Below are 15,201 nucleotides of genomic sequence, written 5' to 3'. Positions count from 1 at the left end.
GCAACGCATTGCCGATGCCCGCCCCCAGCGCTCCCGACAGCGCAATCGCCAGCAGGACGGAGGGAAAGGCATAGAACACATCCACGGTGCGCATAATCACGGTATTGGTTTTTCCGCCCGTGTAGCCGGCGATAATCCCGATGGCCCCGCCGATAAAAAAGGCGAACACCACCGGGACAATTCCCATAAACAGCGACAGTCGGGTGCCAAGGATCAGCCGCGACAGCATGTCGCGTCCCAGCTCATCCGAGCCCAACGGGAAGCCGTCGCTGCCGATGGGTTTCAGGCGCAGGAACATCGACGTTTGATAGGGATCTTTGACGATAAGCCACGGACCGAACAGCGCCAGGGCCAGCAGCAGGAGGATCAGCACGCCCACCACCACGCCGCCGGGGTCGCGCAGTAGGCGGCGCAATACCCCACGCCAGTAACCTTGCCGGGAAGCGTGGGCCGCTGCGGCCGGAACCGCTTTCGTCGTTGCCGTATCCACCATGGTCAGCTCCTCTTAATACGCGGGTCGAGGGTGGTCTGCAGAATATCCACCAGCAGGTTGAGCAGCACGAAAAACAGCGCCAGCACCCAGATGGTGCCCTGCAGCAGGGGCAGGTCGCGCTGAAAAATGGCGGTGTTAAGCAGCAATCCGGTTCCCGGCCAGGAGAAAACGGTCTCCACAAGGATCGAGCCGCCCATCAGATAGCCCACCTGCAGCCCCATCACCGCCAGCGCGGTGGGCGCGGCATTTTTCATGACGTGGACAAAGATGCGCGACTCATTGAGCCCGCGGGCGCGCAGGCCAACGATAAACTCCTGGCTGAGGATATCAGCCACCTGCGAGCGCACGGTGCGGGCGATAATCCCGGTGGGGATCACCGACAAGGTGATGGCCGGTAGCAGCATGAACTGCAGGTGCGCCCAGTCCCAGTGCCAGCCCACCTCGCCTATCGGCCCGCCGCCGGTGGCCGGCAGCAGCGCGAACTTAACGCTGCAGAGGATCACCAGCAGCATCCCCAGCCAGTAGTGCGGCACGCTGACGCCAAATACCGACAACACCGAGGCCAGACGGTCAATGACGCTGTTGCGAAAATAGCCGGCGACAAAGCCGAACAGGCTGCCGAGGACGAAGCCGATCGCCGTCGCCAGCAGCGCCAGGCGCAGGGAGTACGCCACCGCGGTCATCACTTCGTCTATCACCGGGCGGCCGGTGGCGACCGACATACCAAGGTCGCCATGCAGCGCCCGCCACAGCCAGTGGATAAACTGCAGGGGCAGCGGCTTATCAAAGCCGTAAGCCTGCATTAACGTCTGACGCAGCGCCTCCGAGGCGTCCGGCGGCATCACCGACACCAGCGGGTCGCCCGGAGCGATCTGCACCAGCATGAAACAGATCACCGCCACCCCAAACATGGTGGGGATAGCCAGCAGAATGCGGTATAGCAGCGTATTGATCATCGGTCGCCCCTTTCACGATTACTCTTTTTTGCTCACCAGGCTGAGGTCGATAAACCAGCTCTGCGGTTGCACCACCCCGGTCACCGCAGGGGAAATCGCGCGCGGCCCGACGTCGTGGGCGACAAACAGGAACGGCACCTGATCCACCAGCGCGGCGTGCAGCTCACCGGCCGCTTGGTTCATCTCCGCCGGGGTAAAGGCGTGTTTGACGGCGGCAGCCAGCTTCTCCGTCTCCGGAGTGGAGAAGTAACCCCAGTTGGTCGCCACCGGCGGAAACGCTTTGGCGGTCGAGAAGCGGATCAGGCCAAAGTAAGGATCGTTAACCGCGGCGCTGACGTTGATCGCATCGATCCCTTTCGCCGACGGGTCCCGGGCGCCCAGGCGCCAGTTGGTAAACAGGGTGTTCCATTCCACCACTTTGATATCCACATTGAAGAAGCAGCTCTTCAGGCTCTGCTGGATATACTCGTTCATCGGCAAGGGCTGCATCTGCCCGGAGCCGGAGGCCGAGGTGGCCACCGTGACGTGCAGCGGCTTGCTGGCGCTGTATCCGGCCTCGGTCATTAGCTGGCGGGCGGTGTCCGGGTCATATTTGATCTGGAAGGTGGGTTTGCCATGCCACGGGCTGTCAGCCTCGTAGACCCCGGTGGCCTCGGTCATGTAGCCGCCGAGGTAGCTCTTCAGCTCGGCGCGGTTCAGACACAGGTTGGCCGCTTTGCGCACGCGGATGTCCTGCCACGGCGATCCTTTTTCAAAGGAGAACTGCCAGGGCCACAGGTGCGGCTGGGTGTTGGCGTAGAGGTGAAAACCCTGAGATTTGATCTGATCGATGGCGTCCGGCGCCGGGGCTTCAATCCAGTCCACCTGCTTCGACAGCAGCGCCGCAGTGCGGGCGTTGGCCTCCGGCAAGGGGATCAACACCACTTTATCCACCCGGGGAATGCGATCTTTGTTCCAGTAGTCGGGGTTTTTATCGAGGATCAGCTGCTGACGCGGCACCAGTTTCTCCAGTTTGAACGGGCCGCTGCCCACCGCGTGGGCGGCGAAGGCGGTCCACGCCTGTTTGCTGCGCGCGGCGCTATCTCCCGCGCTGGCCGGCACCGCATCATATTGCTTCTGCCACGCCGTCGGCGAGACGATAAACAGGTTGGTGATGTTGTACGGCAGCAGCGCGTCTGGTTCCGAGGTGGTCAGCGCCACAGTGTGATCGTCAATTTTCTCTGCGCCGGTGAGGGTCGGCATACGGGACAGGGTGTTGCCGATCTGGCCCGGCGCGTACTGCGGCGCCGCTTTATTCAGCACCTTATCCACGTTCCAGACAATGGCGTCGGCGTTCACCTCCGTCCCATCATGGAACCTGACGCCCGGACGCAGGGTGAAAATCCAGCGGCTGGTGTTCTGCGGATCGATGTGCCACTCGGTCGCCAGCCCCGGCACCAGACCGCTGGGCTTTTCACCTTGCGACAGATCCCACTCCACCAGCGCGTCGTACAGCGGGATGCCGGTAAAGCGGTTGCCCTCATAGCCTTGATCCGGCTGGCCAAGGGTTAACGGAATATCCGCGGCGGTCATGGCAATCCGCAGCGTGGAGGCGTTGGCAGGTAAGGCGGCGCCCGCCAGGGCCAGTGCGCCGCTCACCGCCACGGCGAGACGACCGGCACGCGAAAATAACGTCTTTTTGTGCATCACATGATCCCTGTTAAATAAAGTGTCACGGATTAACAGGCAAAATGCGTACCAGCTCTTACGCGGACGAAAATAGGCCAAAACCGACCGGTAAAATAAGAAGGACTTATATTATCACCATGATAATTATGGGAAAATAATTTCGCCTTATTCCGCCGCACCGCCAGCGGGAAATATGTTGCAGAATTGCACCAGCCGCTATAAGACAAATTTCAAATAATCACCCTGCGTCACTTTTTATTCATCCCCGTCCTCCGCCGCCGCGTATTATCCGTCGGGATCAATCCCTTCTATACTTCAGGGAACACATCGACCGGGAGAGACTATGCCTTTAGCCGATTTTCACCGCTCCGATCCTTTTACCCTCGGTATCGAACTGGAGCTGCAGGTGGTGAACCCGCCGGGTTACGACCTTAGCCAGGATGCCTCGACGCTGATTGCCGACGTCCAACATCAGTTGACCGTGGGAGAAGCCAAACACGACATCACCGAGAGCATGCTGGAGATCGCCACCGGGGTGTGCCGCGACATCAGCCATGCCCAAACCCAGCTCAGCGCCATCCAGCAGGCGGTTCAGCGCGCGGCGCTGCGCCATCATCTGCAGATCTGCGGCGGCGGTTCGCACCCCTTTCATGCCTGGCAGCGTCAGCAAATCAGCGACAATCCGCGCTATGTCAAAACCGTCGAGCATTTTGGCTATCTGGCGCAGCAGGCCACGGTCTTTGGCCAGCATGTGCACGTCGGCTGCCAGAGCGGCGACGACGCCCTCTATCTGCTGCACGGTCTGTCGCACTTTGTGCCGCACTTCATCGCCCTTAACGCCGCCTCGCCGTGGTTTGACAGTACCGACAGCCGCTTCGCCTGTTCACGCCTGAACCGCTTCTCCTCCTATCCCGACAACGGTCCGATGCCGTGGGTGGCAGACTGGCAGGGGTTTCGTCGCCTGTTCCGCCAGCTGAGCTACACCAGCATGATCGACAGCATGAAGGATCTGCACTGGGATATTCGCCCCAGCCCGCAGTTTGGTACCGTCGAGGTCAGGGTGATGGACACCCCCCTGACCCTCGCCCAGGCGATCCATATCGCCGGCTTTATTCAGACCCTGGCCTGCTGGTTGTTGACGGAGCGCCCTTTTAAGCACCAGCCTGATGATTATCTGCTGTACCCCTTTAACCGCTATCAGGCGTGCCGCTATGGGCTGGACGGGACCCTCACCGACGTGCGCAGCGGAGAGCAGCGCAGCATCCGCCAGGAGATCCTGCAGCTCGCCGACCGGCTGGCCCCCTTCGCCCATCAGCTGAAGGCGACGGCGGCGCTGGAAGCGGTGATCCGCCAGGCGAAATCGCCGCACAGCGAAGCGCAGCAGATGCGCGACTTTATCGCCAACGGCGGTTCGCTTTCCGGCCTGGTGCAAAAACACTGTGAGATTTGGGCGGCATAAGGCAGCGAGGCGGGTATACTCGGCGCAGACCATAGAAAGGACTGCCCATGTTATTACGTTGCCTGCTCCCCCTGGCGCTGCTGCCTCTGGCCGCCGTCGCCAGCGCCACCTGTACCCTCACCGACCCGACGCTGACCCTGCAGAGCTATCGGGTGGATGCGCAGAAAGAGCGCATTGCGATGTACTGGCAGGATCAGCACGGCAAAGCCTGGGGTTCCCTGCGTTCGCTGCTGGCGGGTATTGATGGCGACGGCCGGGTGCAGATGGCGATGAACGGCGGCATTTACGATAAAGCCTACGCGCCGCTGGGGCTGTATATCGAAGACGGCAAACGGCTGACGCCGGTAAACCGTTCCGCCGGCGGCGGGAACTTCTTTATCCGCCCCGGCGGCGTGTTCCTGGTGGCGAACGGCCGTGCGAAAATCGTGCCGCTGCCGGCGTACAAACCCTCTCCCGCCATCCGTTATGCGGTGCAGTCCGGCCCGATGCTGATTGAGAATGGCATCATCAACTGGCGGCTGAAGCCCTCCGCCAGTTCGCGCAAGCTGCGTAACGGGGTGGGCATCGATAAGCAGGGCCGGGTGGTGTTTATGCTCAGCGATCGCGAGACCAACTTCTATGATTTTGCCTGCTATGCGCAGTCAAAGCTCGGGGTACGGCAGATGCTCTATCTCGACGGCACGCTGTCGAAGATGTACCGCAAAGGCGCCAGCGTGCCGTGGCAATATCATCCGTTCGTGACCATGATAACGGTGGAGAGGAAATAGCCGCCGCCCGGCAGACGCTGTTGCTCCGGCAGATAAGGCGGGGCTAACGCCCAAACGCAACGTGAACGGAAAACCTACCCTCACCCTAACCCTCTCCCAAAGGGAGAGGGGACCGCCCGGCAGTCGTTGCAGCCCCGGTATACACAGCGGGCCACGGAGAAAGGCACATACCATTTTTAACGGATATATTCTGATCGCTATGGTTTGGCCTCTGAAAACTACGGGCTTGCAGCGGGGCCGATTCCCGCTGAAATCGGCGAACCGGAGGTCGGCAGACAAGGGCTGGCCGCCACGGAGGGCGGCCAGAGGCGATTCGAGACACGACGTCGAGTTGAGCCGACCGCAGGCGGACGACCGGGAGGTGAGCGTAGTGCGCAGCACCGATTTCTCTGCGGGACCGGGGGGATTGTAAAGGGGGAGACGGTTTTCTCCCCCTTTACCCGTTCACCAGCGAAGGACTACCCTTTTCTGCCAAACGCAACGTGAACGGAAAATTCCCCCTAACCCTGGCTCTCCCCCGGAGGAGAGGGGACCGCCCGGCAGACGTTGCGGCCTTGAGTATCCCCGTTACTGACCGGTAGCGCCGCGCTTACCCCCGCCGATGCGCCCACTCACGCATACGCTGAAACAGCACATACAGCGACGGGATAAACAGGATGCCGATCATCGTCGCCACCAGCATACCGCTGAATACCGTGGTGCCGATGATCCGCCGGCTCTGCGCCCCGGCGCCGGTGGCGAGCATCATTGGCATGATGCCGATAATAAACGACACCGCGGTCATCATCACCGCGCGGAAGCGGCGGGTGGCCCCCTCGCGCGCGGCATCGACAATCGACAGCCCCTCCTCGCGCCGGCTGCGGGCGAATTCAACAATCAGAATCGCGTTCTTCGCCGCCAGGGCAATCAGCAGCACCAACCCTATCTGAACATACACATCGTTGGCATAGCCCGCGGTCCACAGCCAGAGCAGTGCTCCGCCGATGGCGAACAGCACCGAAAGCATGACGCTCGCCGGCAGTGTCCAGCTCTCATACTGCGCCACCAGGAACAGCCACGCCATCGCTACCGCCGCCAGCACGATCCACACCGCCTGATTGCCGGTCTGCTGCTCCTGCCAGGAGATCCCGCTCCAGGCGTAGTCATATCCCGGCGGCAGATGGGCCCGCAAAATCTGCTCCATGGCCGCCATCGCCGTGCGGCTGCTGACCCCCTCGGCCGCTGAACCGCTCACCGACACGGACGGGAACTGATTGTACTGCTGAATAAACGGCGCCCCCACCGTCGGCGTAATGGTGACCAGATTGCTCAGCCGCACCCGCTCGCCGTCGCGGCTGCGGACGTACAGCTCGCTAATCTGCTCTGCCCGCTCGCGCCACTGCATCTCATTTTGCATCACCACATGATAGACACGATTGTTAAGACTGAAATCGCCGGCGCGCGTGCCGCCGAACGCCGTCTGCAGGCTGCTGAAAATCTGCGCCACCGGCACATCCAGCAGCGCCGCCCGGTCGCGGTCGACCGTCAGGGTCAGCTGCGGCACGTTGCTGCTCCAGGTGGTAAACACCCGGCTCAGTTGAGGATGCTGGTTCGCCAGCTGGAGGATCTCCCGCGTCACCTGCTCCAGCTCCGCCGACGACTGACCGGCCTGCGCCAGGATGCGCAGGTCAAATCCCGAGGCATTCCCCAGGCCCGGCAGGGTCGGCGGCGCGAAGGTCATGATCGTCGCCTCCGGCAGCGACAGCAGCTGGCGCTGAATATCCGCCATCACCGCATCCAGCGGCGGCCGCTGGTGCCAGTCCCTGAGCATTACCGAGATAAACCCGCCGTTAGAGGCGCTGGTGCCGTTGAGAATGTTGAAGCCGGACACCTGAATCACATCCTCCACCGCCGGGTTAGCCATCAGCAGCTTGCGCGCCTGGGCCATTACCGCTTCGGTACGCTCCAGCGACGCCGCCTCCGGCAGCTGCACGCTGGCAAACAGGTAACCCTGATCTTCCTGCGGCAGGAAGCCTTTCGGCATCGAGGTGAAGCTGAACGCCACCAGCGCGCCTGCCGCCACCGTCGCCGCCAGCGCCAGCCAGGGGCGGCGGTTCATCCAGCCCACCAGCCGGCCATAGCCGTCGCGGGTACCGTCGAGAAGACGGTTAAATGCCCGCCACACCGCCGCTGGCTGGGCGGGACGCGGGCGCAGCAGCAGTGCGCAGAGGGCCGGCGTCAGGGTTAGCGCCACCAGGCTCGACAGGGCCACCGCGGTGGAGAGCGTCACGGCAAACTGCCGGTACAGCTCGCCGACGATCCCCGGGAGCAGCGCCACCGGCACAAATACCGCCAGCAGCACCAGGGTCGTGGCGATCACCGGCCCGGCGATCTGCTGCAGCGCCTGGGCGGTGGCCTGCAGGCGATCCAGCCCTTCCGCCATTTTGGTTTCCACATTCTCCACCACCACAATGGCGTCATCCACCACCATCGTCAGGGCGAGAATGATCGCGAACAGGCTGAGGGTGTTGGCGCTGTAGCCCAGCAGATAGAGCACCGCAAAGGTGCCGACCAGTGACACCGGGATCGCCAGCACTACGATCAGCGTCGCCCGCCAGCTCTGCAGAAACAGCGACACCACCACGACCACCGCCAGCAGAGTCAGCGCCAGCGAGACGCCGATCTCTTTGATCGTCGCCGCCACAAAGCGGGTGGTATCGAACTTCACCTCCCAGGTGAGATCCGCCGGAAAGCGAGTGTGCAGGCGGTTAAGCTCCGCACGCACTGCGCTGGCGACCTGCAGGGCATTGGCGGTGGGCGTCGGATAGATCCCCAGATAGGCCGACGCTTTACCGTTCAGCTGCGCGCCGGAGCTGTAGCTGCGGGCGCCCAGCTCAATGGTTGCCACGTCGGCGAGGCGAACCAGCTGCCCCTGCGCGCCGCGGCGGAGGATAATCTCGCCAAAGCTGGCCGCCTCGTTCAGACGCCCCAGCCCGTTGATGGTCAGCGTCTGCTGCTGGCCGTTGAATACCGGCGGGGTGCCCACCTGCCCCGCCGCGCCCTGCACATTCTGCTCGCGCAGCGCCTGGGCAACGTCATCCGTGGTGATGTTGAGCGCGTTCATGCGGTCCGGGCGCAGCCAGATGCGCATACTGTAATCCCGGGCGCCAAACATCTGCACCTCGCCGACGCCGGGCAGGCGGGCCAGCGCCTCGCGCACCTGGGTGCTGGCGTAGTTACTGACAAACAGCGGCGACAGCGTGCCCAGCGGCGAGTAGAGGCTCACCCCCATCAGCAGGTTGCTGGCGCGCTTGCGGACCTGGACGCCATTCTGCTGCACCTCCGCCGGGAGTTGCGCCAGCGCCTGCGCCACCCGGTTTTGCACGTCGATCGCCGCCAGGTCGGCATCGGTGCCCGCCGCGAAGGTAATGCTCAGGCGGTACGTTCCCTCATCCGAGCTGGTGGACTCCATATACAGCATATGATCGACGCCGTTGAGCTGGGTCTCCAGCGGGGCGGCGATGGCTTCCGCCACATCTGACGCGCTGGCGCCCGGCCAGCTGGCGCTGACGTTCACCACCGGCGGGGTGATCGCCGGGTACTGCTCCACCGGGATCAGCTTCAGCGACACCGCGCCGACAAAGGTCAGCAGCAGCGCGATCACCATGGCAAATCGCGGACGACGGATAAAAAAGGTCAGCATCCCTTCTCCTTACTTAGTTCAGCACCTGTACCGCGGCGCCTTCGCGTAAACGCTGCGCGCCGTCGGTGATCACCTGCTCGCCCGCCTGCAGCCCTTTCTCAACCGCAAACTGCTGCCCCTGCTGCCCCGCGAGGGTCAGACGACGCTGCCCGGCGGTGTGGTCCGGCTTCAGCACCCAGCTGAAAAAGCCCTGCGGATCCTGCTGCACGGCGGCGGCCGGGATCATCACCCGTGACTGCAGCTCCTGCGGACGGAACAGGATCGTTACGCTGCCGCCCGGCAGCAGACGGTGCTGCGGATTGGCGAACTCCGCCCGCACCGCCACGCTGCCGGTGCGGGCGTCAATCCGGTTATCGATGGAGGTCAACACCCCATCGCGCCGTTTGCCATCAACCTCAATCTGCGCCAGCCACGCCTGCTTCAGGGCGTGGATGTCGGCGTGCTGGCCGGTTTTGCTGAAAAACGCGGCTTCGTCGAGGGCGAACGACACCCGCACCGGATCCAGCTGCACAATGTCCACCAGCACGCCGCTGGAAGGGTTAATCAGCGTCCCGACGTGAAAGGCGCTGTGGCCCACGCGACCGGTCACCGGCGCCGCAATCCGGGTGTAGCTGAGCACAATCTGCTGGGCCTCGACGCGGGCTTTCGCCTGCTGCACGGCGGCGGCGGCGACGTCGCGCTGCATCCGGGCCGTGTCGACGTCGTTGCGACTGATGGAGTGGTTGTTAATGAGCCGCTCGTAGCGAGTGAGCAGTTGCTGCGCCTGACGTAATGAGGCTTCGGCGCTTTTCAGCTCGGCCTGCGCCAGGGCCAGGGCCGCACGGGGCTGCGCGTCGTCGAGGGTAAACAGCAGGTCGCCCTCGGTAACATACTGGCCATCCTGGAAGTGGCGCTGAACAATCACCCCTTCGGTGCGCGCGCGAATGTCGACGGCGCGGATCGCCTCGACCCGCCCGGGGATGGCGCGTTCTTCAGCATGAGGCGCCAGTTCAACCGTGGCGACGCGGACCGGCACCGCCGGCGCGGCGGTCGCCGTCAGGGCGCCGCCGGCCAGACCGCAGGCCAGCAGAGCAAAGCGGAAGGTTTTAATCATAGGGGGATCCTTGCGAAAGTAACGCGCGCCTGCAGCGAGGCGCGCGAGATCAATCAAGCCGTTTTGCGGAACCGGCGCGTCAGGCGCTTCTCAACTTCCACCACCAGGAACATGGCGACGCCGATGACCAGGGTGATAAACCAGTAGCGCAGCGGCAGCGCTTCCGTACCAAACATGCTCTGCATCAGCGGGACATAGATAATGACCAGCTGCATCAGCAGCAGGACACCGGTCACCAGCCAGATGCCTTTGTTGCGCAGCAGACCCATGCTCAGGGAGAAACTGTCGCTGCTGCGGCAGTTGATCATGTAGACCCACTGCGCCGTCACCAGCATCTGCAGCAGCACGGTACGGATAAACTCCGGACTGTGGCCGCGCGGCGCCAGCCAGGCCTCAAGGATAAAGGCGGCAATAGCAATCATAGACCCGACAAAAGCCACTCGCCACACGGCGAAGCCATCCATCACGTGCTGGCCGGTTTTACGCGGCGGGCGGTTCATCACATTGCGCTCTGCGGCTTCAAAGGCCAGGCCGAAGGAGAGCGTCGCCGACGTCGCCATGTTCATCCACAGGATCAGCACCGGGGTCAGCGGAATAATGTTCCCCGCCAGCAGGGCAATGATGATCAGCAGCCCCTGCGCCAGGTTGGTCGGCATGATGAAGAGGATGGTCTTCTTCAGGTTGTCATAGACCCGACGGCCCTCTTTTACCGAGCTGGCGATGGTGGCGAAGTTATCATCGGTCAACACCATGTCAGCCGCCTCTTTGGTGACTTCGGTACCTTTGATACCCATGGCGATACCCACGTCGGCCTGGCGCAGCGCCGGCGCGTCGTTGACGCCGTCTCCGGTCATGCCGACCACTTCGCCGTTATCCTGCAGGGCTTTCACCAGGCGCAGCTTATGCTCCGGGCTGGTTCGGGCAAAGATGTCGTACTCCACCGCCGCCTTCGCCAGCGCCGCATCGTCCATGTGCTCCAGCTGGTAGCCGGTCATGGCCTGGCTGCTGTTGGTGATCCCCAGCATCTGGCCGATGCTCATCGCCGTCTGCGGGTGGTCGCCAGTGATCATCTTCACGCGGATCCCGGCGGTCTGGCAGGCGTGGATGGCGTCAATGGCTTCCGGACGCGGGGGATCCATCATCCCGGCGATGCCGAGGAAAATCAGCCCCTCCTGCAGGTCCTCATGGTTGAGGGTGGTGGCATCAAGGCTGGCAGGCTTACAGGCCGCCGCCACCATGCGCAGTCCCTGACGGGCGAAGCGCGCCATCTCCTCTTCCCAGTACTGCACCTCGAACGGCACCGCGCCGTGGCGGCTCATCTGCTCGCGGCACATGGCGAAGATAACGTCCGGCGCACCGGTGATCAGCACCCGGGCCTCGCCATCGATGTGCTGCAGGGTCGACATATATTTGTACTGTGAGTCAAAGGGGATCTTGGCCACCAGACGGGCCTCCACCGCCGGGAGCTGCGCTTTCGCCGCCAGCACCTTCAGCGCCCCTTCGGTTGGCCCACCGGTGATCCCCCACAGACCGCGCTCATCCTGGATAAGCTGGCTGTCGTTACACAGGTCGATGGTGCGCAGCCAGGTTTCCAGCACGGTGCCGGGCTGAACCTGCACGGGCTCATCGCTCCCCTCGAGGAAGATCCGTCCCTGCGGCTCGTAGCTGTCGCCTTCCACCCGGTAGCAGCAGTCTGCCGTGATGATCGCTTTAACGGTCATTTCGTTCATCGTCAGGGTGCCGGTTTTATCCGAGCAGACCACGGTCATGGCGCCGAGAGTTTCCACGGTCGGCAGCTTACGAATAATCGCCCGCTTGCGCGCCATCGTCTGCACGCCCAGCGACAGAATAATCGAGATGATCGCCGGCAGCCCCTCCGGTACCGCGGCCACCGCCAGGCTAATCAGCGACAGCAGCAGCTCGCCCATCGGAATATCCCGCAGCGCAAGGCTAAAGATAAACAGCGCCACCATCATGGCGAGGATAATGACAAAAATCGCTTTGCCGAGCTTATCCATCTGCACCAGCAGCGGGGTACGGTGCTTCTCAATGCCCGCCATCATCTGGTTGATATGGCCGAGTTCGGTCTGCGCGCCGGTGGCGGTCACCACGCCGACGCCGCCGCCAGCGCTGATGGTGGTCCCGGAGAAAACCATGTTCACCCGGTCGCCCAGCGGCAGTTCGCCCTCCAGCGCGTCGGTGATTTTATCCACCACCGTCGACTCGCCGGTGAGGATCGCCTCTTCCACCCGCAGGTTGTGCGTTTCAATCAGGCGCATGTCCGCCGGTACGCGGTCGCCGGCGCGCAGGATAACGATGTCCCCCGGAACCAGGTCGCGCGTCGGGATAGTCTCATGTTTGCCGTTACGCTGGACGCGGGCATCGCTGGAGAGCATGTTGCGGATCCCCTGCAGGGATTTTTCGGCGTTGCTCTCCTGGATATGGCCGATCAGGGCGTTAATCACCGTCACGCCGAGGATCACCAGGGTATCGACCCAGTGACCCATGATGGCGGTCAGCGCTGCGGCGGCCAGCAGCACGTAAATCAGTACGTCGTTAAAGTGGGCGAGAAAGCGCAGCCAGCCCGGTTTACCCTTCTTTTCCGGCAGGGCATTCGGACCAAAGGTATTCAGGCGCTCGGCGGCGTCTGCGGAATTTAACCCAGCGGCCTGGCTTTTTGTCTGCGCCAGCACTGCGTCAACGGTCTGCTGCCAGACCTGCCGTGGCGCGGTGTCGCCCGAGGGCGTCGTAAACTTTGGGTTATTCATCTTGGTCAAATTACATTTTCCTTATAAATTCCGTGAGTCGGAAAGCCTGAAATCATTCCTGGCCAATGAAGTAAAACGTGGCTAAAAAGCCGGTAAAAATGTGATCCAATATCCGCCTAAATTTTTCGCAAAATACAAAATGTGTGATAAGTTAATTCACAAGATAAATATTACAGAATATTAATAAACCAAAACTAAACGAGGTTAAATATGTTTGGAATCTACCGCGGACGCCGTCTGGTGCTGTACATCCTGCTGGCCATCATTGTTGCCACGCTGGTGGGATATAGCACTTATAGTTTTGTAAAAGCGCTGGCATAATAATGACGTTAATTTACACCCAGCTGCAATTAACTTAATTACAAATTATTTCAGATTAATTAACATGAGAGCGTAAGGCAGGCAATAATATTTAAAATAGCCGTGTTATAGAGAGTAAAAAAACAAAGCATATTGCGTTAAGTATTATTTTACCGGACAATATGTTTTTTAACTGATGATTAACATGACATGAAACATCCGCTGGAAACGCTTCTCTCCGCCGCCGGGATCTTACTGCTGGCCCTGCTCTCCTGTCTGCTGTTGCCTGCGCCTTCGCTGGGCCTGACGCTGGCGCAAAAGCTGGTTGAGACATTCCATATGATGGATCTCAACCAGCTCTATACGGTGTTGTTTTGTCTGTGGTTCTTAGCGCTGGGCACCCTTGAATTTCTGGTGCTGCGCTGGGTGTGGCGTCGCTGGTTCTCCCTCGAACGGTAAACCAGGAGAGCGCGCCTCAGTGGGCGCGGCTGTGGTTTTCTTTACGGTAGGCGCCCGGCGGCTGGTTGAAGGTCCGGGTGAAGACGCGGGTAAAAGTCTGTTGCGAATCGAAGCCATACTTCAGGCAGATATCGTAGACCCGCTGATCGGTGTCGCGCAGATCGCGGGCGGCCAGCAGCAGCTTCCTTTCACGAATATAGCGCCCGAGGCTCTCTCCCTTGTACTGTAAAAACAGCCGTTGCAGATGCCATTTCGAATACCCGGCATGGCGAGCGATATCATCAATACGCAGCGGTTGATGCAGGTTGTCATCAATCCACTCGACGATAGTGTCAATCACCTGAGCGGAAATCGTCATATGCTCTCTCCTCTGAAACTGCACTGGCGCTTAGCGCCACCAGGCGTTAAATGATTGCGTCTTATCGGCGACCCACAGCGGCTCGCCCTGCATAGGCGTCAGCAGACGCCAGGCCCTTCCTTCGCTGGCAGCCGCCAGCCGTTGATACGGTTCATCCCAGCTGTGTTTCGCCAGAACAAACCGTCCTGCATGCCCAGGCAGCACCGCGCGGGCGCGCAGGTCGTCGGCAGCCTGAGCCGTTTCATCCGGCATCATGTGAATATATTTCCAGTCCTGGTCATACTGCCCGTTCTCCATAATCGCCAGATCAACCGGACCAAATTCATCACCAATCGCTTTGAAGTGCGGCCCGTAGCCGCTGTCGCCGCTGTAATAAATTTTTTGCTGCGGGGTGACGAACAGAAAACTGGCCCACAGCGTCTGGTTACGCTTCAGTCCACGGCCGGAAAAGTGCCGCGCCGGCAGAACGTGAACGGTGAATTCATCGCTGACCGGAATCGCCTGCTGCCAGTCCGCTTCGGTAATCAGCGCCCCGTCCATCCCCCAGTAGCGCAGATGCGACCCGACACCCAGCGGCGTAATGACCCGCTTAATTTTCGGCAGCAAGGCGCGGATGGTGGCGTAATCCAGATGGTCGTAGTGATCGTGGGAGATGATCAGTAGATCGATATCCGGCATCCCTTCTGCCCGCCACGGATAGTCGCCGGGAAAGGCTTTATTGATAAAGGAGAACGGCGCCGCGTAATCGCTGAACACCGGGTCGATCAGGATGCGTTTTCCCGCCAGCTGCAGGTACCAGGAGGAGTGGCCGAGCCAGACCATCACATCCTGCCCCAGGGGCAGCGTCGCCAGGTCGGTCTTCACCAGCGGCAGCGGCTGAGCGGGACGGGCGTTTTCCCGTTTGGTCATCAGGAAATCCCACCACGCTGCCAGCATATTTTTCTGCCCGGTGAACCCTGGCGTGGGCAATTGGTTATGGAACTGGCCGTCCCGGTAGTGGGGAGACGCTTCCACCTGGCTAAGCTGTGCCCCCTGCGGCGCCTTACCAAAACCGGCATTGAGGACAAACGGCAATGTCGTTGCTGCTGCGAGTAACATGATGGCGACCACGCTAAAAGTGACACGGTTCATATCCTGACCAGACAAAAGCCCCCATCCCGGAGGCTTTGTGATATAACTTGATTATGAGTGAGTACGC

The 15,201-nt window shown here is 61.5% G+C and carries 10 protein-coding genes and 1 pseudogene; 3 read left to right on the top strand and 8 right to left on the bottom strand.

The window, feature by feature from the left end:
* The 3 genes and pseudogenes from CWM53_RS08600 to CWM53_RS08590 form a co-directional block, all read right to left on the bottom strand.
* Positions 1-493: pseudogene (locus tag CWM53_RS08600) on the bottom strand (ABC transporter permease); the annotation flags it as partial.
* Between the two features lie 2 nt (positions 494-495).
* Complete coding sequence (locus CWM53_RS08595) at positions 496-1,449, bottom strand: ABC transporter permease (RefSeq protein WP_074386629.1); 954 nt, start codon at positions 1,447-1,449, stop codon at positions 496-498.
* 18 nt (positions 1,450-1,467) lie between these two features.
* The gene (locus CWM53_RS08590; RefSeq protein ID WP_023297185.1) at positions 1,468-3,135 is read right to left on the bottom strand and encodes an ABC transporter substrate-binding protein; all 1,668 of its coding nucleotides are present in this window, start codon (positions 3,133-3,135) and stop codon (positions 1,468-1,470) included.
* A 325-nt stretch (positions 3,136-3,460) separates the two neighbouring features.
* Between CWM53_RS08590 and CWM53_RS08585 the strand changes: the two genes are divergently transcribed.
* On the top strand, positions 3,461-4,576 hold the full coding sequence (locus tag CWM53_RS08585; protein ID WP_100729354.1) for a YbdK family carboxylate-amine ligase: 1,116 nt from the start codon (positions 3,461-3,463) through the stop codon (positions 4,574-4,576).
* Positions 4,577-4,623: 47 nt separating this feature from the next.
* Positions 4,624-5,343, top strand: coding sequence for a phosphodiester glycosidase family protein (locus tag CWM53_RS08580; protein WP_100729355.1), 720 nt, complete (start codon positions 4,624-4,626; stop codon positions 5,341-5,343).
* 589 nt (positions 5,344-5,932) lie between these two features.
* Here CWM53_RS08580 and CWM53_RS08575 read toward each other — a convergent pair.
* The 3 genes from CWM53_RS08575 to CWM53_RS08565 are packed head-to-tail and all read right to left on the bottom strand — an operon-like array spanning position 5,933 to position 12,895.
* Positions 5,933-9,025 (bottom strand): efflux RND transporter permease subunit, encoded by a 3,093-nt coding sequence (locus CWM53_RS08575; protein ID WP_100729356.1) that lies wholly within the window; start codon positions 9,023-9,025, stop codon positions 5,933-5,935.
* A 13-nt stretch (positions 9,026-9,038) separates the two neighbouring features.
* Positions 9,039-10,118 (bottom strand): efflux RND transporter periplasmic adaptor subunit, encoded by a 1,080-nt coding sequence (locus CWM53_RS08570; RefSeq protein ID WP_074386633.1) that lies wholly within the window; start codon positions 10,116-10,118, stop codon positions 9,039-9,041.
* Between the two features lie 53 nt (positions 10,119-10,171).
* Positions 10,172-12,895, bottom strand: a complete 2,724-nt coding sequence (locus CWM53_RS08565) for a cation-transporting P-type ATPase (protein WP_061155427.1) — start codon at positions 12,893-12,895, stop codon at positions 10,172-10,174.
* Between the two features lie 501 nt (positions 12,896-13,396).
* Between CWM53_RS08565 and CWM53_RS08555 the strand changes: the two genes are divergently transcribed.
* Positions 13,397-13,645 (top strand): DUF1158 domain-containing protein, encoded by a 249-nt coding sequence (locus CWM53_RS08555; RefSeq protein ID WP_008805539.1) that lies wholly within the window; start codon positions 13,397-13,399, stop codon positions 13,643-13,645.
* 16 nt (positions 13,646-13,661) lie between these two features.
* Here CWM53_RS08555 and CWM53_RS08550 read toward each other — a convergent pair whose 3' ends face one another.
* Together CWM53_RS08550 and CWM53_RS08545 are read right to left on the bottom strand one after the other, a co-directional pair.
* Positions 13,662-14,003 (bottom strand): RamA family antibiotic efflux transcriptional regulator, encoded by a 342-nt coding sequence (locus CWM53_RS08550; RefSeq protein ID WP_002893035.1) that lies wholly within the window; start codon positions 14,001-14,003, stop codon positions 13,662-13,664.
* Positions 14,004-14,033: 30 nt separating this feature from the next.
* Positions 14,034-15,149: an MBL fold metallo-hydrolase gene (locus CWM53_RS08545; protein ID WP_162493283.1), complete on the bottom strand. Its 1,116-nt coding sequence runs from the start codon at positions 15,147-15,149 to the stop codon at positions 14,034-14,036.
* Positions 15,150-15,201: the final 52 nt, after the last annotated feature.

Source organism: Klebsiella sp. A-Nf5, assembly GCF_002810545.1.
Taxonomy (GTDB): domain Bacteria; phylum Pseudomonadota; class Gammaproteobacteria; order Enterobacterales; family Enterobacteriaceae; genus Klebsiella; species Klebsiella variicola.
This window is presented reverse-complemented; position numbering and strand designations above follow the sequence as displayed.